General features: G+C 73.3%; 22 protein-coding genes. 12 read left to right on the top strand and 10 right to left on the bottom strand.

The features are described from left to right. Positions 1-5: 5 nt before the first annotated feature. Entirely contained in the window at positions 6-314 is a 309-nt protein-coding gene (locus tag AC1Z4A_RS23200; RefSeq protein WP_483681747.1) for a hypothetical protein, read from the bottom strand. Between the two features lie 66 nt (positions 315-380). On the opposite strand from AC1Z4A_RS23200, the gene cutA reads away from it, so the two are divergent. Both cutA and AC1Z4A_RS23210 read left to right on the top strand, forming a co-directional pair. Further along, positions 381-707 carry a divalent-cation tolerance protein CutA gene (gene cutA / locus AC1Z4A_RS23205; RefSeq protein WP_483681748.1) on the top strand — a complete coding sequence of 109 codons (327 nt, stop codon included), beginning with the start codon at positions 381-383 and terminating at the stop codon, positions 705-707. Positions 708-831: 124 nt separating this feature from the next. Then, positions 832-1,437: a response regulator gene (locus tag AC1Z4A_RS23210; RefSeq protein WP_483681749.1), complete on the top strand. Its 606-nt coding sequence runs from the start codon at positions 832-834 to the stop codon at positions 1,435-1,437. Here the strand turns inward: AC1Z4A_RS23210 and AC1Z4A_RS23215 are convergent. The 5 genes from AC1Z4A_RS23215 to AC1Z4A_RS23235 form a co-directional block, all read right to left on the bottom strand. Beyond that, the gene (locus AC1Z4A_RS23215; RefSeq protein ID WP_483681750.1) at positions 1,434-2,462 is read right to left on the bottom strand and encodes a nucleotide disphospho-sugar-binding domain-containing protein; all 1,029 of its coding nucleotides are present in this window, start codon (positions 2,460-2,462) and stop codon (positions 1,434-1,436) included. The genes AC1Z4A_RS23210 and AC1Z4A_RS23215 overlap by 4 nt on opposite strands. A 64-nt stretch (positions 2,463-2,526) precedes the next feature. Continuing rightward, positions 2,527-3,288, bottom strand: coding sequence for an SDR family NAD(P)-dependent oxidoreductase (locus AC1Z4A_RS23220; protein ID WP_483681752.1), 762 nt, complete (start codon positions 3,286-3,288; stop codon positions 2,527-2,529). Between the two features lie 100 nt (positions 3,289-3,388). Continuing rightward, the gene (locus AC1Z4A_RS23225) at positions 3,389-4,627 is read right to left on the bottom strand and encodes an FAD-dependent monooxygenase (RefSeq protein WP_483681754.1); all 1,239 of its coding nucleotides are present in this window, start codon (positions 4,625-4,627) and stop codon (positions 3,389-3,391) included. Positions 4,628-4,662: 35 nt separating this feature from the next. Beyond that, a complete protein-coding gene (locus AC1Z4A_RS23230; protein WP_483681756.1) occupies positions 4,663-5,406 on the bottom strand; it encodes an SDR family oxidoreductase in 744 nt (247 codons plus the stop codon). Further along, positions 5,403-6,074 carry an antibiotic biosynthesis monooxygenase family protein gene (locus AC1Z4A_RS23235; RefSeq protein WP_483681757.1) on the bottom strand — a complete coding sequence of 224 codons (672 nt, stop codon included), beginning with the start codon at positions 6,072-6,074 and terminating at the stop codon, positions 5,403-5,405. Before AC1Z4A_RS23235 ends, AC1Z4A_RS23230 begins: the two co-directional genes overlap by 4 nt. A 102-nt stretch (positions 6,075-6,176) precedes the next feature. On the opposite strand from AC1Z4A_RS23235, the gene AC1Z4A_RS23240 reads away from it, so the two are divergent. Further along, complete coding sequence (locus AC1Z4A_RS23240; RefSeq protein WP_483681758.1) at positions 6,177-7,097, top strand: MBL fold metallo-hydrolase; 921 nt, start codon at positions 6,177-6,179, stop codon at positions 7,095-7,097. A 174-nt stretch (positions 7,098-7,271) separates the two neighbouring features. Here the strand turns inward: AC1Z4A_RS23240 and AC1Z4A_RS23245 are convergent, their stop codons facing one another. Continuing rightward, the gene (locus AC1Z4A_RS23245; RefSeq protein WP_483681760.1) at positions 7,272-7,907 is read right to left on the bottom strand and encodes a TetR/AcrR family transcriptional regulator C-terminal domain-containing protein; all 636 of its coding nucleotides are present in this window, start codon (positions 7,905-7,907) and stop codon (positions 7,272-7,274) included. Between the two features lie 172 nt (positions 7,908-8,079). Here AC1Z4A_RS23245 and AC1Z4A_RS23250 point away from each other — a divergent pair, with 172 nt between their 5' ends. Both AC1Z4A_RS23250 and AC1Z4A_RS23255 read left to right on the top strand, forming a co-directional pair. Continuing rightward, positions 8,080-9,549: a DHA2 family efflux MFS transporter permease subunit gene (locus AC1Z4A_RS23250; protein WP_483681761.1), complete on the top strand. Its 1,470-nt coding sequence runs from the start codon at positions 8,080-8,082 to the stop codon at positions 9,547-9,549. Between the two features lie 202 nt (positions 9,550-9,751). Then, entirely contained in the window at positions 9,752-10,573 is an 822-nt protein-coding gene (locus AC1Z4A_RS23255; RefSeq protein WP_483681763.1) for an SDR family NAD(P)-dependent oxidoreductase, read from the top strand. Positions 10,574-10,685: 112 nt separating this feature from the next. Here the strand turns inward: AC1Z4A_RS23255 and AC1Z4A_RS23260 are convergent, their stop codons facing one another. Next, positions 10,686-11,837 (bottom strand): sensor histidine kinase, encoded by a 1,152-nt coding sequence (locus AC1Z4A_RS23260; RefSeq protein WP_483681765.1) that lies wholly within the window; start codon positions 11,835-11,837, stop codon positions 10,686-10,688. 501 nt (positions 11,838-12,338) lie between these two features. On the opposite strand from AC1Z4A_RS23260, the gene AC1Z4A_RS23265 reads away from it, so the two are divergent. The 5 genes from AC1Z4A_RS23265 (at position 12,339) to asnB (ending at position 18,109) form a co-directional block, all read left to right on the top strand. Further along, complete coding sequence (locus AC1Z4A_RS23265; protein ID WP_483681766.1) at positions 12,339-13,196, top strand: AfsR/SARP family transcriptional regulator; 858 nt, start codon at positions 12,339-12,341, stop codon at positions 13,194-13,196. Between the two features lie 172 nt (positions 13,197-13,368). Further along, positions 13,369-14,652: a beta-ketoacyl-[acyl-carrier-protein] synthase family protein gene (locus AC1Z4A_RS23270; RefSeq protein WP_483681768.1), complete on the top strand. Its 1,284-nt coding sequence runs from the start codon at positions 13,369-13,371 to the stop codon at positions 14,650-14,652. Further along, entirely contained in the window at positions 14,649-15,866 is a 1,218-nt protein-coding gene (locus AC1Z4A_RS23275) for a ketosynthase chain-length factor (RefSeq protein WP_483681770.1), read from the top strand. The genes AC1Z4A_RS23270 and AC1Z4A_RS23275 overlap by 4 nt, the downstream gene beginning before the upstream one ends. A gap of 71 nt (positions 15,867-15,937) precedes the next feature. Beyond that, the gene (locus AC1Z4A_RS23280; protein ID WP_483681771.1) at positions 15,938-16,207 is read left to right on the top strand and encodes an acyl carrier protein; all 270 of its coding nucleotides are present in this window, start codon (positions 15,938-15,940) and stop codon (positions 16,205-16,207) included. Positions 16,208-16,261: 54 nt separating this feature from the next. Next, complete coding sequence (gene asnB, locus AC1Z4A_RS23285) at positions 16,262-18,109, top strand: asparagine synthase (glutamine-hydrolyzing) (protein WP_483681773.1); 1,848 nt, start codon at positions 16,262-16,264, stop codon at positions 18,107-18,109. A gap of 243 nt (positions 18,110-18,352) precedes the next feature. On the opposite strand, the gene AC1Z4A_RS23290 is transcribed toward asnB, so the two are convergent. Next, entirely contained in the window at positions 18,353-19,933 is a 1,581-nt protein-coding gene (locus AC1Z4A_RS23290; RefSeq protein ID WP_483681774.1) for an FAD-dependent monooxygenase, read from the bottom strand. Continuing rightward, positions 19,926-20,936, bottom strand: coding sequence for an aromatase/cyclase (locus tag AC1Z4A_RS23295; protein ID WP_483681776.1), 1,011 nt, complete (start codon positions 20,934-20,936; stop codon positions 19,926-19,928). Before AC1Z4A_RS23295 ends, AC1Z4A_RS23290 begins: the two co-directional genes overlap by 8 nt. Before the next feature lie 202 nt (positions 20,937-21,138). Between AC1Z4A_RS23295 and AC1Z4A_RS23300 the strand changes: the two genes are divergently transcribed. Next, complete coding sequence (locus tag AC1Z4A_RS23300) at positions 21,139-21,588, top strand: nuclear transport factor 2 family protein (protein ID WP_483681777.1); 450 nt, start codon at positions 21,139-21,141, stop codon at positions 21,586-21,588. After that, on the top strand, positions 21,585-23,189 hold the full coding sequence (locus tag AC1Z4A_RS23305; protein ID WP_483681779.1) for a class I adenylate-forming enzyme family protein: 1,605 nt from the start codon (positions 21,585-21,587) through the stop codon (positions 23,187-23,189). Before AC1Z4A_RS23300 ends, AC1Z4A_RS23305 begins: the two co-directional genes overlap by 4 nt. The last annotated feature ends 603 nt before the right edge of the window (positions 23,190-23,792 follow it).

Consider the following 23,792-nt stretch of genomic DNA (forward strand, 5'->3'; position numbering starts at 1 on the left):
CCGGGTCAGCGCCAGCCGCGCCGCTGGGCGCCGGCCCGTCGCCGCCGGTCGTTGCACAGCAGGCAGCGGCCCCAGCCCGGGGGCAGCGGATTGTCCTTGTCCCCGTACAGCGGATCGACCGCCCCCTTCGGATGCTCGGCGCACCCCGTGGACCCCGCCGAGGCCCCCAGCGCCGCGGCCGCCGTCAGCGCGCGGCGCAGCGCGTCCACGAGCTGCTCGGCCTCGTGCGGAGCGGGCTCCGCGTCCAGCGAGAAGGCGATGTCCGAGGCGCTGCTGAGCGCGCTCCTCAGTTCGCGCAGGTCTGCGTAACTCATGCCCGCGAGCGTACGCCCCGCCACTGACAACGCCCGCCACGCGGACTCCGGTGTACGGTCGGCGCCATGCCGGACCCCCAGTACCTCACCGTCATGACCACCACGTCCGACGAGGGCGCGGCACGCCGCCTGGCCGCCGGGGCCGTCGAGCGCCGCCTGGCCGCGTGCGCGCAGATCGACGGGCCGGTCACGAGCGTGTACCGCTGGGAGGGCGCGGTCGAGACCGCCGCGGAGTGGCGGGTGCTGTTCAAGACCGCGGCCGACCGCTACGAAGCGCTCGAGGCGCACATCAAGGACGGGCACGGGTACGACGTGCCGGAGATCCTTGCGCTGCCGGTGACGGCGGGCAGCGCGGAGTACCTGGAGTGGCTGCGGGCGGAGACGCGTCCGTAGCCGTGCGCTCCCGCACCCCGGACAAACGGAATCAATGTCCGAAAGTGAGTCGATTCGGCGGGCGGCCGCGGACATAATCGCTCCTGGGGCGCGCTGCAGGCACTGCTCATCACGGGGGACGAACATGATCAGGATCCTGATCGCCGACGACATGCGGATGCTCCGCAAGGCACTGGTCACCCTGCTCGAACTGGAGCCGGATTTCGAGGTGGTGGCCGAGCTGGCCAGCGGTGACGAAGTCGCCGCGAAGGCCGTGGAGCTGAAGCCCGACGTGGCCGTCCTGGACATCGCCATGCCCGGCATCGACGGCATCAAGGCGGCCGAACTGCTGCGGGGCGAAGTGCCCGAGTGCCGGGTGCTGATGCTCACCAACCTCGCCGCCCCCGGCAGGCTGCGCCAGGCGCTGGCGGCCGGCGCCTCCGGGTTCATGCCCAAGGACGCCGAGCCCGACCACCTGGTGGACGCCATCCGCAGGATCGTCCGCGGGGAGCGCGTCGTCGATCCCCAGCTGGCCCTCGCCGCCCTGGACGGCGGCCTCTCCCCGCTCACCCCGCGGGAACTCCAGGTGCTCCAGCTGGCCGCCGCCGGGGACGGCGCCCGGCAGATCGCCGCCCGGCTGTTCCTGTCCGTCGGCACGGTGCGCAACTACCTCGCGACGGTCGTCATGAAGCTGGGCGCCCGCAACCGCGTCGACGCCGTCCGCATCGCCCGCGAATCCGGCTGGCTCTAAGACGCCTGTGCCAGCTCCACCAGTCGGGGTACCAGCTGCGCCGGGCCCGGCAGGGCGCGCAGCTCCGCCGCCAGCCGGGCCGCCCCGGCCCGGTACGCCGGATCGCCGGCCAGCGCCCGTACCTCCGCCGCCAGCCGGTCCGCGTCGGCGGCGCCCGGCGTCGTGCACCGGCCCGCCCCGGCGGCGGCCAGCCGCCGCCCGGTCACGAGCTGCTCCGGCCGGGGCGCGACCACGAGCTGGGGCACCCCCGTCGACGCCACGGCCGCCACCGACGTGCCGGTGCCCTGATGCACCACGACCCGGCTCCCGCACACCACCTCGATGCCGCCCACGGCCACGGCCTCCACGGGAAGTCCCGCCGCGCCGTCCCATTCGACGCGGACGCGGTCCGGTACCCCGTACGGGACGGGCCGGAACGCCGAGCGCGCGGTGGCGGACGGCAGTTGAAGGCCCGGCGGGCACGGGTCGAGCCACAGCGCGGCCTCGTGGTCCGGATCGGCGCCCACGCTCGCGAAGAGCGCGCGGTGCGCCGGGAGCCGCCGCCCCCGCAGCCCCTCCAGTTCCAGCCGCACCACCGCCGCACTGCCCCACAGGTGGCTGACGGCCGGGACACCGAGCGCCGCGGCCACCGCCGCACCCGCATGGGCGGCCGCATCGTGGACGATCAGCGCCGGCCGCAGCTCGCGCGCGTACGCCGCGAGGTCCGGCAGCATCGCCTCCGCGGCGCGCAACTGCTTCCCGCCCAGCGCCGCGAGGACCTGCCGCTGACCGTCGTCGAGCAGCTCGGGACGTACGGGCCAGTCGGCCGGCCAGCCCGCCGGGTCCGGCGGGGGCGGGCCCGGCGGACCGGCCGGGACGTCCTCGCCCACCGCGACCGGGGACAGGCCGGCCGCGCGGACCGCGGGCGCGGCGGCGGGCGGCACGGCGCACCGTACGTCGTGGCCCGCCGCCCGCAGGGCCCGGGCCAGCGGGACCATCGGGAAGAGGTGGGACGGGGCGTTCCAGGTGGTGAACAGGACGCGCACGGTGTTCCTCCGGGGCGGTGCGTCGGGGTCAAGTTCCGCGATGTTCAGGGGAGTTCGAAGGAGTTCAGCGGCCGCCCGCCACCGTCAGCGTCTCCCCGGTGACGTTGCCGTTGGCGCCCGAGCACAGGAACACCACCGCTCGTGCCACATCCTCGGGCGCGCTCAGCCGCCCCGTCGGCGTGGCACCCCGCTCCCGCGCCAGCACCGGCTCCGGCAGCCCGGTGCACACCCGCTCGGTGGTGGTGAGCCCGGGCGCCACCACATTGACCAGCACCCCGTCCCCGCCCAGGTCCCACATCAGGCTCCGGGCCAGCCCGTGCAGCCCGGCCTTGACCGCCCCGTAGAACTCCTGGCCGCGGTTGCCGCCCAGCGCGTTGTGCGAGGAGACCAGCGCGATCCGGCCCCAGCCGCGGGCGCGCATCCCCCGCACCGCGTGCTGCACGGTGCGCAGCACGGGTGCGAGGTTGTGCTCGACGAGCGGGTACCAGTCGTCCTCCGGCACGTCCTCGAAGCGGCCGCCCGGCGGCCGCCGCACCCCCCACCGGAAGGCGTTCGCCACCAGGACGTCGAGGGAGCCCCAGCGCTCCTCCACGGCCGCCACCGCGCGAGCGGGCGAGCCCGGCTCGTCCAAGGCGTACGGGACGGGAAAGGCGAGGTCATCGGCCTCCCCGAGGTCGGCTGCGAGCTTCCGGGCGGCCTCGTGCCGGTGCCGGTAGCCCACGGCGACCCGGGCCCCCTCCGCGGCGAAGGCGCGCGCGAGCGGCTCGCCGATGCCGCCCGTGGCGCCGGTGACCAGAACGGTGCGTCGTGTCAGTCCCAGATCCATGGGGACACTGTCGGCGCGCCCGCTCGAGCGCGGCTGGAGGCGCCGGCGGGGACGCCTCCTGGGACGTCTCCCAGGGCACCTCGACGCTTCCCGGGGCGCCTCAGGGCAGCCGGAACAGATCGGTCCGTACGCGCACCCGCCGGTTGCCGTAGGCGATGCGGTGCAGCACCTTGCGGTACAGCGGCGTGTGCACGAGCAGCCGGGCCGCTGCGGGCCGGACCCGGGTGGCCAGCGCGCCGTGCGACAGCATCGCCCTGCTCTGCGCGACCTGCAGCTGCGTCACGCCGTCGACGTCCGCGGCCCGCCGCTCCTCGAACGCCCCCAGGACCCGGGCGCTCGCGTCCCGCCGCCGGACCGCGTCCACCAGCACCGGATGGGCGGCCACCGCGTCCTGGACGGCGAGGTTGATGCCCTGTGCGCCGATGGGGCTGTGGGTGTGGGCGCTGTCGCCGATCAGCAGCAGGCCGTCGTCGGCCCACCGGTCCGCGCGGCCCGAGAACACGTCGAGCAGGCTCAGGTCCCGCAGGCTGCGCACCTCCTCGTCGATCACGTCCGCGTAGCGGGGCAGTGCCGCGGCGATCTGCTCCTTGACGTGGCACAGGCCCCGGGCGGCCAGCTGCCGGTAGCCGCCGTGCGGGAGCATCCAGCCGATCTGCAGCCGGTCCGGATACGAGTGGTAGATCATCGCGGGGCCGCCGCCGTCCCGGTACACCCGCACGTCCCGGCGGACCGCGCCCGTGCCCGGGGCGGGGACCTTGAACCACAGCACGTCGAGGTCGAAGACGTCCCGGCGGGTGAACCCGATGCCCGCGAGCCGCCGGACCTTCGAGTACCGCCCGTCGGCCCCGACCACGCACCGCGCCCGCACCGTCCCTGGCCCGCCCGGGCCGTCCACCCGCACCCCGGCCACCGCCCCGTCCTCCCGCAGCAGCCCGCCCGCGCGGGTCGAGCCGAGGTGGGCGAAGTGCTCGTACTTCTCGCACCGGGCCCGCAGGGCCTCCAGGACGTGCGGCTGCGGGACGCTCAGCAGGTGGTCGTACGGGCGGGGCAGCCTGCGGTAGTCGGCCTCCAGCAACACCCGCCCGCCGTCGACCAGTTGGAACCGGTCGTGCTCGTGCGCCCCGCGCGCCCGGGCGTCGCCGAGCACGCCCAGCTCGTCCAGCAGGGCCATCGCCCCGGGCTGGAGGATCTCGCCCCGGTACTCCCGCCCGGCGGAGCCCGCCTTCTCCACCACCGTGACGGCGATGTCCGAGCGCAGCAGCAACAGGGCCAGGACGAGCCCGGCGGGACCACCGCCGACGACGCACACGTCGGTGGTGCGGTCCTGAGTGTCGTTCATGCGATCCGCCATCTCTACTCGGGGGAGGGGAGCGGTCAGACGAGCAGGGAGAGTCCGCCGTCGGCGGTGACGATCTGGCCGTGGAGCCACCCGGCGTCCGGGTGGCACAGCAGCGACACCACCGCGGCCACGTCCTCGGGCGTGGTCAGCCGCCCCGCCGGGGTGCGCCGCGCCAGCGCCCGGACGGCCTCCGGGGCCCCGGCCGCCGGGCCCTTGTCGAGCTTGGCCGTGGTCACGCCGTTGACGGCGATGCCGCGCGGCGCCAGCTCGACGGCCAGATAGCGCACCAGGCTCTCCAGCGCCGCCTTGGCGAGCCCGGCGCCGACGTACCGGTCGACCACGCGCCGCGCACCCAGGCTGGACACGACGACGATCCGGCCCGCCGCTGCCCCGGCCATCAGGTCGGCGATCCGGGGCGCGCCGGCCAGCAGCGGCTCCAGGGCGACGGCCAGGTCGGCCCGGACGCCCTCCGGCGGCGCGCCGACGGCCGGGGCCGGGTGCCAGGAGGCGGCGTTGTGCACGAAGACGTCGAGCCGCCCCCAGTCCGCCGCGACCCGGTCGAGCACCGCGCCGACGGCGCCGGGCGCGGCGAGGTCGGCCTTGACCGTGCCGGCCGCGCCGGGCAGCGGCGCCAGCTCGTCGAGGGCGCGGCGCGCGGCGTCGTCGGCGTGCCCGTACACCAGGAGCACATCGGTACCGGTGGCGCACAGCCTGCGGGCGACGGCCAGGCCGACGCCCCGGGTGCCGCCCGTCACCACGGCCTTGCGGGGCGTGCTCACGAGCCGGTTCCTGGGGCGAGCGGCGAGCGGCTCTCCGCGACCGCGGAACCGGGGTCGGAACGCACGTCGGCGACGGCCGCGAGCGCCCCGTACGTCTGCGAGCCGCAGGCCCGTGCGTACGCGTCGGCGGACCGCCACCGGCTGATCACGGTGTGGACGGCCGGATCGGGCAGCGAGACGCCCAGCACCGCCCAGCCCAGCGCCCCGGCGGGGACGGCGGCGAGGTGGGCGGCGAACAGGCCGGGGAACGCGGCGAGCCGGGCCGCGCTCCCGGTGACCGTGAAGCGCTCCGTCACCACGAGCGGGAAGTCCGGCAGGGGCGCGCCGACCGGGGCTGCCGCCTCGGCGGTGTGCACGGCCCGCGAGGGTGTCACGGCGACCTCCACCAGCTCGTGGAACCGCCGGGCGTGGCGGCGGAAGGCGGCAGATTCCGTGATCTTCCCGAAGTCCTCGGGGGAGCGCCACCAGCCGGAGTTCACGTAGACGTGCGGTTGGCCGGTGGAACGGCTCGTCTGGTGGGCCAGGAAGCCCTCCTGCTCCCGCATGAAGACGACGTGCTCGGTGAACTCCTTCTCGAACACCGGGGCGTCGGCGGGGTCCTTGAGGGTGAAGGTGTTGACGGTCATCAGGCCCGCGGTGAAGTCCGGTGCGGTGAGTGCGGGTGCCATGTTCTGCTCCTTGCGATCCGTGTCGCTGTCTTCCGCAGCATCCGCGGCCGGGCTCGACAGGGCCTCGAGCCGGCGTCGAGCGGCGCGGGGGAGGCTCGCGGCATGAGCGGAGAAGCCCACAGGTTCGAGGAGATCGCCGACGGCGTGTTCGCCTTTGTGCAGCCCGCGGGCGGCTGGTGCCTGAACAACGCAGGCGTGGTGCTCGGCGGGGATGCGACGGTCGTGGTGGACACCGCGGCGACGGTCGCCCGGGCGCGGCGGCTGCGCGCGCACGTCGACGCGGTGGCGGGGCGCGGCCCGGGGCGGCTGACCGTCGTCAACACGCACCAGCACGGGGACCACACCTTCGGCAACTGCGTCTTCGCCCCGGACGCCGTCTTCGTGGCGCACGAGGGCGCACGGCGGGACATGGCCCGGGTGGGCCTGGGTCTGCGGCAGCTGTGGCCGGACGTGGACTGGGGCGACGTGCGGCTCACCCTGCCGCAGGTGACCTTCACGGACCGGCTGACCCTGCATGCGGGGGACGACGGTCCGGAGGTGCAGCTGCTGCACTTCGGGCCCGCGCATACGACGGGCGACGCGGTGGTGTGGATCCCTGCGCGCAGGGTGCTGTTCACGGGCGACATCGTGATGAACGGCGTGACGCCCTTCTGCGTGACGGGCTCCATCGCGGGCTCGCTGCGGACGCTCGACCGCCTCCGGGAGCTGGCCCCGCTGACGGTGGTGCCCGGCCACGGCGAGGTCTGCGGCCCCGAGGTCTTCGACCGCTGCGCGGGCTACCTGCGGTGGGTGCAGGGGCTGGCCGCGGCGGGGGTGACGGCGGGGGTCGGCCCACTGGAGGCGGCGCGGTCGGCGGAGCCGGGGGAGTGGGACGAACTGCTGGACCCGGAACGGCTGGTGCCGAATCTTGTGCGGGCGTATGACGAGGTGCGGGGTGGGGAGGAGGGGCGGGTGCTGGATGAGGTGGCGGCGTTCGGGTTGATGGTGGAGTACCACGGGGGGTTGCCGGCGTGCGAGGCGTGAGGGGGGCCTTTTCCCTACCCGCCCCTTCCCGAAACCGGGGGCAAGCCCCCGGACCCCCGGTTCGGGGAGCGAATTCAGCCCGTCCGGCGTTTGAGAACACAGCGCGAAGCGCTGTCCGGGGTCTGGGGCGAAGCCCCAGTTTCGGGAAGGGGCGGGGTGGGGAAAGGACCCCCCCTACCCACCCACCAGCAGCCGCCCTATCCCCCCGAGCACAACCTCCGTCCCGTGCCGGAACTCCGCATCCGGATTGGGCCTCCCCAACTCCTCCAGCGACATCTGCAACGCCGGATAGTCCCCACTCGCCAGCAGCTCCCGCAGAATCGCCGCCGGCGATTCCCCGCTCGCCGCCCGCGGCTCCGCCGCCTGCTCGTTGAGCACGAAGCCGATCGTGTAGTTGACGACGACATTGGCGTTGCGCATCGCCTCCTCGCTGGAGAAGCCGGCGCCGAGCAGCACCTGCATCGTCTGTTCCTGGAGGAAGAGGGCCTGCTTCGCGGGGCGGGCGATGACGAACAGCCGCGCCCCGTCCCGATGGGTCCGCAGCGACCTCCGCAGCCGCCACATCAGCTCCCGCAGCCACTCGTCCCAGGTGTGCTGCTCGGGCGCCCGCCGGTAGGTGGCGAACTCGTCGGACAGCATCTCCTCCGCCATGCGGTCGAGAAGCTCCTGCTTGTCCTTGAAGTGCCAGTAGAGGGATGCCGCCTGGACCCCCAGGTCCTTCGCGAGGCGGCGCAGGCTCAGCCCGTCCAGCCCCACCTCGTCCAGCAGCCTGAGCGCGGTGCGCACCACGGTCTCCTGCCGAAGAGCCATGCCTCTCCTTTCCCTGTGTCGAGCCGCCCCCGCAGGGCCCAGGTTAACGCCGTTCGGGAGGGCCCAACAAGGTGACCAGCACATTTTCGCTGATGGACGCGGGTCGCTTGACGGCCGACAGGGCCAGGTGCATCCTTAACAGTGTCAGGTTGAACAGTGTTAGGGGAATGGCATGGGTCTCAAGCAGAGCCGGCCGGTCGACGGAACGCTGCGGTCCGGCGCCGCGACCGTGCCCGACGACGACCGCATCACCGCACGTATCTGGCTACTGGGGCTGGTCATTGTCGTCGGCGCATTCATGTCGACGCTGACCGCGACGATCGTCAACGTGGCCCTCGAGCGCCTGGGCGACGAGCTGGGCACCTCGATGAACACCGTTCAGTGGGTGGCCTCCGGATATCTGGTCGCCCTGGCCGCCGCCATCCCGGTCAGCGGCTGGACGGCCAAGCGGATCGGCGCCAAGAAGCAGTGGCTGGCGGCGGTCGCCGTCTTCACCCTGGCGTCCGTCGCCTGCGCCGCCGCGGACTCGGTCGAGCTGCTGATCGTCCTCCGCATCCTGCAGGGCCTGTCCGGCGGCCTGATCGTGCCGACCGGCCAGATGATGCTGGCCGCGGAGGCGGGCCCCCGGCGCATGGGCCGGGTGCTGAGCATCGTGGGCATCCCCGTCGTGCTGGCCCCCGTGCTGGGCCCGACCCTCGGCGCCGTGGTGCTCCAGCACCTCAGCTGGGAGTGGCTCTTCCTGGTCAACGTCCCCTTCGGCGTCATCGGCCTCGTGGCCGGGCTGCGGCTGCTGCCCCGCTCCGAGCCCCGGGACCCGGGCCGCTTCGACACCGTGGGCGCCGTTCTGATCGCCCTCGGGCTGCCGGCCCTGACCTACGGCGTGGCCCAGATCGCGGAGCGCGGCAGCTTCACCGCGACCGGGGCGCTCGTCCCCACCCTGTGCGGGCTGGCGCTGATGGCGGCCTTCTCCTGGCACGCCCTCCGGACGCCCACGCCGCTGCTCAATCTGCGGCTCTTCAAGAACACCGCCTTCGCATCGGCCTGCGTCAGCACCTTCTGCCTGGGCGTCTCGCTGTTCGGCGCACTCATCGTGATGCCGCTGTACTTCCTCAACGTGCGGCACGAGAGCATTGTCATGGCGGGTCTGCTGATGGCGCCGCAGGGCCTCGGCACGGTGCTCGCGCTGCCGCTGTCCGGGCGGCTCACCGACCGCAAGGGCGGTGGCCCCGTCATCCTCGCCGGCCTGGTGCTGGCGCTGATCGGCGCGCTGCCGCTGGCGCTGGCCGGGGCGTCCGACAGCTACTGGTGGCTGTCGGCGGTCCTGGTGGTCCGCGGCTTCGGCATCGGCATGGCGGTCATGCCCGCGATGGCCACGGCGTACGCCGTCATCGACAAGTCCCAGGTGCCGCACGCGACGCCGATGCTCAACGTGTTCCAGCGGGTCGGCGGGTCCACGGGCATCGCCATCCTCACCGTGGTCTTCCAGCACCGGCTGGCCGCGCTGGGCGGCGGGTCCGCGGCGCACACGCTGGACGCCTTCGGCTACACCCACTGGTGGGTGGTGGGCGCGACCGTGCTGGCCGCGCTGCCCATCCTGGTGCTGATCCGGGTCCAGCGCAGGCTCCGGCAGCAGCCCGCCTGAGCCGTACGGATCCCACGGACGCGGTGCCCGCTCCCGTTCCCCCGGGGAGCGGGCACCGCCCTTTCGTGTGTCCTGCCCGGTGGTCGTTCCCCGGTTCCGGCCCGGCTCGAGACCGCCTCCACCGAGGGGCGCGACGATCCCCGGGCGGCCGGCGGACTCCGGCGGGCCGCGGACGGCACCGCGAACCGGAAGGACACCACCCATGACCTCCCAGGCACCTCCCGCACCCTCGGCGGCCGCGCCCCGGCGGACGGCGCACACCTGCCTGATCACCGGCGCCACCAGTGGCATCGGCCTGGCCGTGGCGGAACGCCTCGGCGCCGCGGGCCACCGGGTTTTCCTCTGCTCGCGCGACGCCGGGCACGTCGAGCGGACCGTCAAGCAGCTCACGGCCGTGGGCATCGACGCGGCCGGTGCCCACGCGGACGTCCGCTCGGTCGAGGACGTACGCGCCCTGGTGGCCGCGGCGGTCGAGCGGTACGGCCCGCTGGGTGTCCTGGTCAACAACGCGGGCCGCAGCGGGGGCGGTGTCACCGCGCGGATCCCGGACGAGCTGTGGGACGACGTCATCGACACCAACCTCAACAGCGTCTTCCGGATGACGCGGGAGGCCCTGACCTCCGGCGGCATGCTGGAGGCGGGCTGGGGCCGCGTCGTCAACATCGCCTCGACCGGTGGCAAGCAGGGCGTGGTCCTCGGGGCCCCGTACTCCGCCTCGAAGCACGGAGTCGTCGGCTTCACCAAGGCGCTGGGCCTGGAGCTGGCCAGGACCGGCATCACGGTCAATGCCGTCTGCCCCGGCTATGTGGAGACGCCGATGGCGGGGCGGGTGCGGGACGCGTACGCGGAGACGTGGAGCATCACGTCGGAGGAGGTCCTGGAGCGCTTCAACGCCAAGATTCCGCTGGGGCGTTATACGGCGCCGGAGGAGGTGGCGGGGCTGGTGGAGTACCTGGTCTCGGACGGGGCGGCGGCGATTACGGCGCAGGCGATGAACGTGTGCGGGGGGCTGGGGAATTACTGAGGGGGTGAAAGTCCTCAAACGCCGGACGGGCTGAAAATTCAGCCCGTCCGGCGTTTGAGGACTTTCGGGAAGGGGCGGGATCGGGGAAAGAAAACCCCACCCACCCCCACCCTCACCCCGTCGGCGACAACCGCACGTCACTGCCCCCCGGCACCTCACCCCCCACCGCTCCCCGCCCCGACGCCGGCACCGGAATCTCCGCCATCAGCTGGAAGCGCCCATCCGCCCGCACCCGCGCGCTGAGCCCACCCCCCAGCTCCGCCACGCGGAAGTGGAGGTTCCCGATGCCGCTCCCGTCCCGGGGGCCCATCGCGTCGTACCCCCGCGGCACGCCGTCGTTCAGCAGCCGCATCCGCACGCAGTCGTTCCGCCGCTCGGCCTCGATGACGCAGTGCTTCGCCCTGCTGTGCCGGAGCACATTGGTCAGGCCCTCGCGCAGCACCGTCGCCAGCACGGTGTCCACCGGATCCGGCAGCGCGCCGCAGCGCATGCGCAGCGTGGTGCGGATGCCCACGGCGGCCAGCAGGGACTCCGCGCACTGGGCCTCGGTCAGCAGGGACATCCGGCGGTATCCCCGGGCCACCTCGCGGACGTCGGCGACGGCCTGCCGGGAGGTCTGCAGGATCTCGGTCAGCTCCTGGCGGGCGCGGACCCCCTGCGGCGGCGTCAGCCGGAAGGCCACCTCGGTCTTGAGGGTGATGGCGGAGAGGCTGTAGCCGAGCAGGTCGTGCAGGTCGCGGGCGAAGCGCAGCCGCTCGTGGGCGACGGCGAGCCGGGCCACCTCGGGCCGGGACCGGTACACCTCGTCGACCAGGGACGTCAGCCGGGACAGCGCGAAGACCACCAGCCCGACCAGCGTGGTGGCGCACGTCGTGTGGGCGACGACGAGCATGTTGTGCGCCGACTCCCAGCGCAGCGCGCCCGTGCCCGCGACGACCGCCGCGAACACGGGCCACGCCAGGTGCTCGGGCAGCACCAGCGCCGCCGAGCCGGCGAGGAAGCCGGGCATGCCCAACCACCCCTGCCCGTAGTGCAGATAGGGAACGAAGGTCAGCAGCGCCTGGGCCAGCAGCGTCCACAGACAGGGCGCCGGCCCGAACGGCATGAGCCGCGGAAAGGCGTGCAGGAACTGCAACCCGCTCAGCAGCAGGAGCAGGACGACGGCGCCCGCCAGCTCCGGCGGGGTGTGCCCCGCCTCGGCGGTGATGACGAGCGCAACTCCGAAGGCCATGGCGTGGACGCACACGGTGACGGAAACGGCCATTCGCGGCGCGAGATCGGCATGCTGCCCGGCAGGGGCGCACACCCGTTTGCTCGAAAAGAAATTCCCCCGCACAAATTCCCCCATTACCCCGGACCGAAAGACGATCTCAGGCGATCTCTCGCGAGTTTATTGAGTTTTCACCGCACGCTGGAAGTGGCAGAGAAGTATTTTGCCAGCGCATGGTGATCCGCGGGGGATGGTGCGGAGCGGCAACACGCCTTCGCCGCTTGACAGTTCAAGAAATTGCGCGGGGATGTTATTCAGTCTACGGCGAATGGCCGGGATGCCACCAGTGCACCGTTCATATTCCGCCCCGTGCATGCGTCACCCTCCGGACCGGTTGAGCACCACACGTGACTTCGGTATCGGGGCACTGGCCCCCGGACCCCCTGCCGGGCGACGCTCGTGGAAGCCTCGCGGATGCGTCGAATCCGGGGGCGACCGGCCCTGTGCAACTGGCCGGAACTGTGCAACTGGCAGAAAACGAACGGGGGAACGGACATGGACATCAAGACGGTGGACATCAGGACCACGGGCCCGGACGTCAAAGTGCTCGGCCCGCTGAGCGCCGAGGTCGACGGGCGGTCGATCGTCCCGAGCGCAGGCAAGCCCCGGCAGATCCTCGCGCTGCTCGCGCTCTACGCCAACCAGGTGCTGCCGGTGTCCCTGCTCATGGAGGAGATCTGGGGCACCGAGCCGCCCCGCAGCGCGGCCACCACCCTGCAGACCTACATCCTGCTGCTGCGCCGCGGGCTCGCCGGCGCTTACGGGCCCGGCGGCGCGGCCCGCGCCAAGGACGTCCTGATCACCCGGCACGGCGGCTACCTGCTCCGGGTGCCGCCGGGCGGCGTGGACGTCCACGAGCACGACCGGCTCGCCGCCGCCGGGCGTGAGGCCTTCGACCGCGGCGAGGACGCCACCGCCGCCGGGCTGCTCCGCGCCGCCCTCGGGCTCTGGCGCGGCCGGGCCCTGGTGGACGTCCCCACCGGCCCGATCCTCGACATCGAGCTGGCCCGCATGGACGAGAGCCGGCTGGGCGTCCTGGAACTGCGCATCGAGGCGGACCTGCGGCTCGGCCGCCACGCCGCGCTGCTCACCGAACTCACCGCGCTCGCCGGCCGGCACCCCCTCCACGAGGGCCTCCACGCCCAGTGCATGGTCGCCCTGTACCGCTCCGGACGCTCCTGGCAGGCCCTGCGCGTCTTCCAGGTCCTGCGCGAGCGGCTCGTCGAGGAACTCGGCCTCGAGCCCTCGCCCCGCCTCCAGCGCCTCCACCAGGCCGTGCTCGCCTCCGACCCGGCCCTGGAGCACTGCGCCGCGCACCGGCAGCAGGTCCTCGACCTGTTCGCCGCCGCCTGACCGGCCGCCGCGGGCCCGCCCGCCTGCCGGGGCGGAGCCGTTCCGACCCGGCTCCGCCCCGGCCCGGTCCACACGGATTCGAGGCCGTCTCGAGCCCGCCCGGCCATTGTCGGCACCGGTAAAACCGGCGCGCCCCCGGCCGGCGGCAGCGAATATCGCAAGGAGGACTGCGGTGCCAGCCAATACAGGCACTCGTCGTGTCGTAGTGACCGGGATCGGCGTGGTGGCCCCCGGAAATGCCGGTACCAAGGCTTTCTGGGAACTGCTCACCTCCGGCCGCACGGCGACCCGCCCGATTACCCTGTTCGACGCCTCGCCATTCCGCTCGCGCATGGCCGCCGAGTGCGACTTCGACCCGATCGCGGCCGGCCTGACCCGGCAGCAGATCAGGAAGTGGGACCGCACCACCCAATTCGGCGTGGTGGCCGCCCGCGAGGCCCTGGAGGACAGCGGGGTGACCGGCGAGGCCGACCCGCTGCGCACCGGGGTCATGATGGGCACCGCGTGCGGGATGACCCAGAGCCTGGACGGCGAGTACGCGGTCGTCAGCGACGAGGGATCCGCCTGGCTCGTCGACGAGGCGCACGCGAGCCCCTACCTGTACGACTACTTCGTCCCCTCCTCCCTGGCGGCCGAGATCGCCTGGACCGCCGGGGCACAGGGCCCGGTCGGCATCCTCTCCAGCGGCTGCACCTCCGGCATCGACGTCATCGCCCACGCGGCCGACCTCATCCGTGAGGGATCCGCCGAGGTGATGGTCGCGGGCGCCTCCGACGCGGCCGTCTCCCCGATCACCGTCGCCTGCTTCGACGCCATCAAGGCCACCTCCCCGCGGAACGACGAGCCCGGCACCGCCTCCCGGCCCTTCGACCGCACCCGCGACGGCTTCGTCCTCGGCGAGGGCGCCGCCGTCCTGGTCCTGGAGGAGCTGTCGCACGCCCGGCAGCGCGGCGCCCGGCTCTACGCCGAGATCGCCGGGCACGGCTCCCGCTGCAACGCATACAGCATGACCGGCCTCCGCCCCGACGGCCTGGAGATGGCCGACGCGATCCGCACCGCCCTGGAACGCTCCCGCCTCGACCCCACCGCCGTCGACTACGTCAACGCCCACGGCTCGTCCACCAAGCAGAACGACCGGCACGAGACCGAGGCGTTCAAGGCGAGCCTCGGGCACCACGCCTACGCGACGCCCGTCAGCTCCATCAAGTCGATGATCGGCCACTCCCTCGGCGCGATCTGCGCCCTGGAGGTGGCCGCGTCCGCCCTCGCCATCGAGCACTCGGTGATCCCGCCGACCGCCAACCTGCACGAGAAGGACCCCGAGTGCGACCTGGACTACGTGCCGCTGGTCGCCCGGGAGCAGAAGGTGTCCACCGTCCTCACCGTCGCCAGCGGCTTCGGCGGCTTCCAGAGCGCGATGGTCCTCACCGATCCGGCACGGAGCGCGGTCCGATGAGCGCCGCGGTCATCACCGGCCTCGGCGTCGTCGCCCCCAACGGGCGTGGCGCCAAGGCCTACTGGGACGCCACCCTGCGCGGCGAGAGCGGCATCGCCCCCGTCACCCGCTTCGACACCTCCGGCTACTCCGCCCGGCTGGCGGGCCAGACCGACCTCGACGGCACCGCCAGGGTCCCCGGCCGGCTCGTGCCGCAGACCGACCGCATGACCAGGCTGGCCCTGGTCGCCGCCGAGGAGGCCCTCGCCGACGCCGGGGCCGACCCGCGCACCATGCCGGACTTCGCGGCCGGAGTGGTGACCGCGGCCTCGGCCGGCGGCTTCGAGTTCGGCCAGAAGGAACTGGAGGCCCTGTGGAGCAAGGGCGTCCAGTACGTCAGCGCCTACCAGTCCTTCGCCTGGTTCTACCCGGTCAACTCGGGCCAGATCTCCATCCGGCACGGCATGCGCGGCCCGGGCAGCGCCCTCGTCGCCGACCAGGCGGGCGGCCTGGACGCCGTCGCCAAGGCCCGCCGCCACGTCCGCGAGGGCACCCCGCTGATGCTCACCGGCGGGGTGGACGGCTCGCTGTGCCCCTGGTCGTGGATCTGCCTGATCCGCTCCGGCGGCCTCAGCACGGCCCGCGACCCCCGGCGCGCCTACCTGCCGTTCGACACCGGGGCCCGGGGCTTCGTACCGGGCGAGGGCGGCGCGCTGCTGGTGCTGGAGGACGCGGACGCCGCCCGGGCGCGGGGCGTACGGACCGGGTACGGCGAAGTCGCCGGGTACGGCACCGCGTTCGACGCCCGGCCCGGCACCGCGGGGGCCGTGCCGGGCGTGCTCCGGGCGATCGGGCTCGCGCTCGACGACGCCCGGCTGACCGCGGCCGACGTCGACGTCGTCTTCGCCGACGCCTCCGGCGTTCCCGAGCACGACCGGACGGAGGCCGAGGCCCTCGCCCGGATCTTCGGCCCGCGCGGCGTGCCCGTCACCGCCCCCAAGACGATGACCGGCCGGCTGCTGGCCGGCGGCGGCCCGCTCGACGTCGCCGCGGCGGTGCTGGCGATGCGCGACTCCGTGATCCCGCCCACCGTGCACGTCGAACGGCAGGCCCACCGGGACGCGATCGACCTCGTCACGGGCGAGCCCCGCCCGGCGCGGCTGGGCACCGCGCTGGTGGTGGCGCGCGGCCGCGGCGGATTCAACTCGGCGCTGATCGTCAGGCGCACCGACTGACCGACCACGGAGCAAGACGTACCAGGCCCGTACCGGCCCCGTACCCCGACCCGAGAAAGGCAGGACCACCCATGACCACCGCCTTCACCCTCACCGACCTGACCCGGCTGCTCCGCGAGTGCGCAGGCGAGGACGAGGGAGTCGACCTCGACGGCGACATCCTCGACCGCACCTTCGAGGACCTGGGCTACGACTCGCTCGCCCTGTTCAACACGCTCAGCAGGATCGAGCGCGAGTACGCGGTGACCTTCCCGGACGACGTGGTGAACGAGTCGAAGACGCCGCGGGACCTGCTGGCCCGCATCGAGGCGTCCCTGACCGGACCGACCGTCCAGGGCTGACGCGTACCCGACCCCGACCCCGGCGGCTGCCGGCGCGAGCGAAAGGCTGTCGACATGTGCGGAATCGCGGGCTGGGTGGACTTCCAGCGTGATCTCGCCGAGGAGAGGACCACCGCACGGGCGATGACGGACACCATGGCCTGCCGCGGACCGGACGCCGAGGGCCTGTGGCTCGACCGCCATGCGGCCCTCGGCCACCGCAGGCTGTCGATCATCGATCCGGAGGGCGGCCGCCAGCCCATGGCGGCTGTCCGCGACGGCGAGACGCTCGCCGTCCTGACCTTCTGCGGGGAGGTCTACAACTTCCGCGAGCTGCGCACGGAACTGGCCGCCCGCGGGCACCGCTTCCGCACCCGCAGCGACACCGAGGTCGTGCTGGCCGCCTGCCTGGAGTGGGGCGCCGGCGCGGCCGAGCGGCTGCGCGGCATGTTCGCGTTCGGGCTGTGGGACACCCGTGCCCGGGAACTGCTGCTCGTCCGCGACCGCATGGGCATCAAACCGCTCTACTACCAGTCCACTCCGCACGGGGTGCTCTTCGGCTCCGAGCCGAAGGCGATCCTTGCCCACCCGGCCGTCGTCCCACGCGTCGACGCGGAGGGCCTGTGCGAGGCCCTGGACATGGTGAAGACCCCGGAGCAAGCCGTCTACCAGGGCATGCGCGAGGTCCGTCCCGGCGGCCTCGTCCGCGTCACCGAGCAGGGCCTGACGACCTCCCGCTACTGGCAGCTGGAGGCCCGGCCGCACACCGACGACCTACGGACGACCATCGGCACGGTGCGCGGACTGCTGGAGGAGATCGTCGAACAGCAGCTCGTGGCGGACGTCCCGCTGTGCACGCTGCTCTCGGGCGGCCTGGACTCGTCGGCCGTCACCGCGCTCGCGGCGCGCTCGCTGCGGGAGCGCGGCGAGGGCCGGGTGCGCTCCTTCTCCGTGGACTTCGCCGACGGCGGGGAGTTCGCGCCCGACGCCGTACGCGGCTCCGCCGACACGCCCTACGCCCGGGAACTGGCCGCGTACGTCGCCGCCGACCACACCGAGGTGCTGCTGGACAGCGCGGAGCTGACCGAACCGCACGTCCGCGCGGCCGTGCTGCGCGCCACGGACCTGCCACCGGCCTTCTGGGGCGACATGTGGCCGTCGCTGCTCCTGCTGTTCAAGGAGGTGCGGCGCAACTCGACGGTGGCGCTGTCCGGAGAGTCCGCGGACGAACTCTTCGGCGGCTACCGCTGGTTCCACAACCCCGGCGCCCTGCAGGCGGACACCTTCCCCTGGCTCACCTCGGGCTCGGCCCGCTACTTCGGCGGCCTGGCGCTGCTGGACCGCGGCCTGCTGGAGAAACTGGACATCGCCGGCTACCGGCGGCAGCGCTACGGCGAGGCCCTGGCTGAGGTACCGGCCTTGCCGGACGAGCCCCCCGAGGACCGCCGGATGCGCGAGATCACCTACCTCAACCTGACCCGCTTCGTGCAGACCCTGCTCGACCGGAAGGACCGGATGAGCATGGCGGTCGGCCTGGAGGTGCGGGTGCCGTTCTGCGACCACCGGCTGGTGGAGTACGTCTTCAACGCCCCCTGGGCAATGAAGAAGCACGACGGCCGGGAGAAGAGCCTGCTCCGCGCGGCCACGGCGGATCTGCTGCCGGCGTCCGTCGTGGACCGGGTGAAGTCCCCGTACCCGGCCACGCAGGACCCCGGCTACGAACGCGCGCTGCGGACGGAACTGGCCGCGGTCCTGTCCGACCCGGAAGCGCCCGTGCTGCCGCTCCTGGATGCGGGGCGCGCGCGGCGGGCGCTGGAGCGGCCGGTGGGGGAGGTCAGCAGGTCGTACGACCGGGGGAGCCTGGAGATGGTGCTGTGGCTGAACCGGTGGCTGGGGGAGTGGGGGGTGGCGCTGGACTACTAGGCGGCAGACGAGTGCCATTCTTCCGCTGACGGGCCGACTTCGCGCTGACCATTCGACTGACGGCCGCATGGGCTTATGGACTGACGCGGACGAGGGCGGGGCGCTACTGTGGGCCGTGGAGTGGTCCCCGCCCGAGGCTGGCAACCTCAACTCAACGGGCGAGGACCGAGCCGGGACAGTTAGTCCGCCCCTAGTACTTCTGGGGGCGGACTAGTCATGTTCGTCACTGGCGCTGAGCCCGCCCTACCACTGCGGCAGCAGCCCCCTTCCCCGCAGCACCCCCGCCAGCTCCTCCGCCCCACCGGCCGCCCCCACCGCCGCCACATAACCGTCCGGCCGGATCAGCACGAACTCACCCGGGGCCACCCCCAGCCCCCTCTGCAGCTCCTCCAGCGGATCGGGCAACGGGTGCAAGCCCAACCCCACACCGACCACCCGGACCGAAACCGCCTCCCCATACCGCCGGTCGATCTCCTTCAGCACCCCCTCCCCAACACCCCCGAACACCAGCAACGACCAGCGAGGGTCGCCCAGTTCCGTACGCAGGCCCGCCCACGCCCCTGTATCCGTCGGGCACGCCACCCGGCGCCCCGCCCCCGCCGACCGCAGCGTCAGCGGGCTGTCCGCGTAGTGCAGGGCCAGGCCGCAGAAGCCGCGTACGATCCGGTGCTCCACCCTGCGCTTCACAAGAGGCACCGCATTGAGCAGGCCCAGGACCGGCGGGAGTGCCACCGGGGCCGCCGCGTTGCGCAGGGCCACCAGGGCCGTCGCCTTGCGCGTCGAGCCCAGGAGCGCCCTGCCGATGGGCATGCGCTCCGCGTCGTAGCTGTCCAGGATCCGCTCGTCCGCGCGGCCGCGGACCACCTCCGCCAGCTTCCACGCCAGGTTGTACGCGTCCTGGATGCCCGTGTTCATGCCCTGCCCGGACGCGGGGCTGTGGACGTGCGCCGCGTCGCCCGCGACGAAGCAGCGGCCCACCCGCATCCGTTCGATCATGCGCTGCTGGACGGTGAAGACCGAGATCCACGTCGGCACGGTGACCGCCACCGGCTTGCCCAGCGCACGGGAGAGCTTGCCGGACAGGCGGGTGCGTACGGCCTCCGGGTCGTCGGCCCCGCCGATGTCCTCGGTGTCGATCACCCGCCACTTCCCGGGTTCCGGGAACGGGACGAGCAGGAGGGACCCTGCGCCGCTGCGGACCAGGTGGTTGCTGTTCTGCGGCAGGTCCGCGTCCAGCTCGACGTCGGCGTTGAGCCACACCTGCGCGGAGTCGCCGATCAGCCGCAGGCCCAGCTGCCTGCGTACGGTGCTGCGGCCGCCGTCGGCGCCGACCAGCCAGGGGACGGTGACGTCCTCGGCGGAGCCGTCCGCGTGGCGCAGCCGGGCGCGTACGGCCTTCGCGCCCGCCGTCAGCTGTTCCAGGGCGACGCCCCACTCCACCTCGCAGCCCAGCGCCGCCACCGCCTCCCGCAGTACCCGCTCCGTCACCACCTGGTCGACCATCAGGGAGAAGGGGTAAACCGTGGGCATGGTGCGGTAGTTGGTGTCGAAGCGGATCAGGCGGCGGCCGTTGTGGTGCAGGCTGAAGTGCTCGACCCGGCGGCCCAGAGGCAGCAGCGCCCCGGCCACCCCCATCGCGTGGAAGACCTCCAGGGTCCGGGCGTGCGTGGCCAGGGCCCGGCTGGTGGGCGCGGGGCTCGCGGCCCGGTCCACCAGCCGGACCCGCACCCCGCGCCGCAGCAGCTCGTGCGCCGCCGTCAGGCCGACCGGGCCGGCCCCGACGACCAGCACCTCGACGCCGCCGGTCGCAGCGCCGTCAGCCACGGCTGGCCTCGACGAACTGCTTGGCCAGGGTCAGCGTGGCCAGGCTGTTGCCGCCCGCCCCCTTGCGGATGGCCGCGCGGGCCGTCGCGACGGTCGCGTCCGGGCCGAGCACGGGGGCGATGTTGGCCTCGTTGACGACGACGGTGTGCGCGGACGTGGCCCGCACCCCGTACGGCGTCTCCTCGACGGTCCACTCGCCGAGGTGGGCGGTCATCAGCGAGGGCGGCACGGTCTGCTTGTAGACGATCCGGCGGGACTCGGGGAAGCAGAGCCGCACCGACCGCGTGGTGTGCGACGCGCCGTCCTTCGTCACCGTCTCCATGTCCATCCACTGGACGTCCGTCCCGTCCGTCCCGTCCGTCCCGTCCGTCCCGTCCGTCCCGTCCTCGCGCAGGTCCAGCCGGCCCACGTGCGGCAGGCGCTCCTGCCATGCCTTGACGTCGTGCAGGAAGTCGTAGACCCGCTCGGCCGGTCCGTCGATCAGCACCAAGTCGGCGAAGGAGAAGACCAGTTCGCGCTGCCGGTCCCAGCTCTCGGCGACGGCCTTGATGTTGGCCAGCTCGGTCTCGCTGTTGCGGTCGGTGGCCCGCTGCACCCAGGCCACGTTCTCCTGGGTGTCGTCCACCGCGTCGAAGTCGTGGAGCAGTACGAGCCGGGTGCGGTTCTCCCCGACGGGCTCGGCGATCCACTCGCCGCCCATGGCCGCCACCGGGTGCGAGGAGACCTCCTGCCGGAACCGCACGCGCAGCCGCGTCTCGTCCAGCTCGCGGCGCGAGGTCCAGGTGCGGATCTCGCCGTTGGCGACGGCCCAGATCGCGAGGCGCTCCTGGGCGAGGCCCGGGCGGCCGGACTCCAGGAGGCTGCGCTCGACGTGCACGGCGGGGGCGAAGTGGCGGGGCCAGTCGGCGGCTCCGGCGACGATCCGGTAGACCACGTCGGCCGGGGCGTGGATCTCGGCCTCGTGCCGGGTGTGGTGCGTGCCCGAGGGGTTCGGCAGGGACATCGGGGACATGGTCGATCGCCCGTCCTCTCTGGTCGTCTGGGTCCGCCCACCGTCCCCGGCACCGCTCGACCGGTAGTCGGACCGGCCTCAAGTCCCCCGCTCCCCTCTACCGGACCCGAGTCCTCGCTCCACCGGTCTTCGAGCCCCCGCTGCCAGCCTGTCCCGGCAGCCAACACCGACCGGGAACAGGAGACGACGCGCCATGACTTCGCAGGCAGACCTCACGGCATCGCCGGACACAGCCCTCTACCAGGAGGTGCAGCACTTCTACGCACGCCAGATGCGCCTCCTCGACGAGGGGGACGTGGCGGGCTGGGCCCGCACCTTCACCGAGAAGGGGGTCTTCGCCGCCAACGGGCACCCCGCCCCGCAGGAGGGCCGCGCCGTCATCGAGGAGAGCGCCCGGCGCGCCACCGGGGCGCTGCGGCAGCAGGGCAAGCAGCGCCGCCACTGGCTGGGCATGCTCGAGGTCCGGCCCGAGGCGGACGGGACCGTCACCGCCCGTACGTACGCCCTGGTCATCGAGACCGCTCTGGGCGGACAGGCCGGCGTGTGCCTCTCCACCAGCTGCGACGACGTGCTGGTGCGGGAGGGCGGCTCGCTGCTCGTACGCCACCGCTCGGTGCTCCGCGACGACCTGCCGCGCTCATGACGACGGGCAGCGGCAAGCCGAGCGTCGCGGTGGGCGAACCGACGGACGTACTCGCCCCGTTCCTGGGGGCCGAGCGGATCGACCAGGTCCTTGCGGCCCAAGCGGCCCGCACCCCGGAGCGGCTCGCGCTGCGCACCGCGGACCGCGACATGACGTACGCGGAACTCGACGACGAGGTCACGCGCTGCGCCCGTGCGCTGCGGCGGATGGCGGGCGGGCGCCCGGACGCGGTCGTGGCTGTCGCCCAGGCCCTGGACGCGGCCTACCCGGTGGCCTTCTACGGCACCGCGCGGGCCGGCCTCACCAGCGCCCTGATCAGCCCGTTGCTGCGCGGCGACGGGCTGGTGCACGTACTGCGCACGTCGGGCGCGCGGGTGGCGATCGTCCCGCCGGACTGCTACCGCGAACTCGCCCTGGTGCGCGAGAGGTTGCCGGAACTGGAGACGATCGTGCTGAGCGGCCCCGTGGAGGGGACGGGGCTGCCCACGCCGGCCGAGGCACTGGCGGAGGCCGATGCCGATGCCCACGGGGCGGTGCCCGCGCGCGACAAGGCGGCGTCGGACGTGGCCTGCCTGCAGTTCACCAACGGGACCACCGGAGCGCCCAAGGCCGTCCGCCTCACACATCACAATCTGATCGTCAACGCCGCGCAGACCGCGTACGCGCACCGGCTGGAGCCGTCCTCGGTGCTGTTCGACTATCTGCCGACCTTCCACCTCATGCACCTCACGGCATCCGTCGCCGCGGGTGCGACGCTGGTGCTGTGCACGGACGCCGACGCCGCATCGGCGTTCGCCGTGGCGGCCCGCTGCCGGGCCACCCACTTCTACAGCCTCCCCGTCCGACTGGCCCGCCTCGCCGCCGACCCCCGCCTCGGCGAGTTGGAGGCGCCATCCCTGCGGGCCGTCCTCTCCGGCGGCTCGGCCGTGCCGCCGCAGGTCACGATGGCGATCGGCCAGCACTTCGGGGTGCCGGTCGTCCAGGGCTACGGGCTGGCCGAGGCCTCGCCCCTGGCCGCCTGCGACACCCCGGACCGCCCGAAGCTGCGCTCCAGCGGACGGCCGGTCGCCGGGACGGAGGTACGGATCGTGGACGCGGAGTCCAGGGCGGTGGTGCCGCTGGGCGACCTCGGTGAGATCGAGATCCGCGGCCCGCAGCTGATGCGCGGCTACCTGGGCCGGGACCGCGCCCTGGACGTGGAGGCGGACGGCTGGTTCGCGACCGGCGACATCGGGCGGCTCGACGAGGAGGGCTATCTGTTCGTGGTCGACCGCATCAAGGACGTCTTCAAGTGCGACAACTGGCTGGTGTCGCCGACGGAGATCGAACGGGTGCTGATGCGGCATCCCGGCGTCGCAGACTGCGCGGTGGTGGACTGCCCGGACCACTTCAGCGGGGCGGTGGCGTACGGGCTGGTCGTGCCGCGGGGAGGGGTGAGCGCGGAGGAGGTGGCGGAGTTCGTCGCCGGGCAGCTGCCGTATTACGAGCATCTGCGGCATGTCGAGTTCGTGGAGGCGATTCCGCGGACGGCGAATGGGGGGAAGGTGCTGCGGAGGGAGCTGCGGGAGAGGGCGCGGGTCTCCGGGGGTTCGCTTCTCTGACCTGGCCCCGCCAAGCACCTTTCCCCACAGGGTGGTTCTCAGTACGAAAAGCCAACTCGACTGCCGGGAGCCGCTAATGTCTCCTGCAGGCGCACTGCGGTGCGCTCCCCTCCACGAGGAGTCCCTTTTTCAGGCTCGGGCTTCTCGCCCAGGGGGTCCGATCCGGGCCTCCTCCGGAGCGGCCACCGGCAATGGCCGCACCCGCTGGAGGGGAGCGTCCATGGGGCGCCACCGCAAGAAGCCTCTGCACGAGCGGATCGCCTCGGTGATCCGGGAGCTGTGGAGGTGGATGCGGGGCCGGTGACGGATATGACTAGTCCGCCCCCAGGATTGCTAGGGGCGGACTAACTGTCCCGGCTCGGTCCTCGCCCGTGAGTTTGCCGACTCGGGCGGGGGCCGCTTCACGACCACAGTAGCGCCCCTCGCTCGTCCGCGTCAGCCCACAAGCCCGTATGGCCGACCGCCGGTATGGGGAGGCGATCTCGGCCCGCTGCCGGGCGCGCAGCGCGGTGGCGTCGGGGGCGGTCCAGGGGACTTGTTTGATCTTCATGGCTGTGGATTGTGCCGGGGGGTTGTTTCGGGCACGTGAAGGCCCGGCCTCCT

Source organism: Streptomyces sp. 17_S59 (assembly GCF_056930295.1).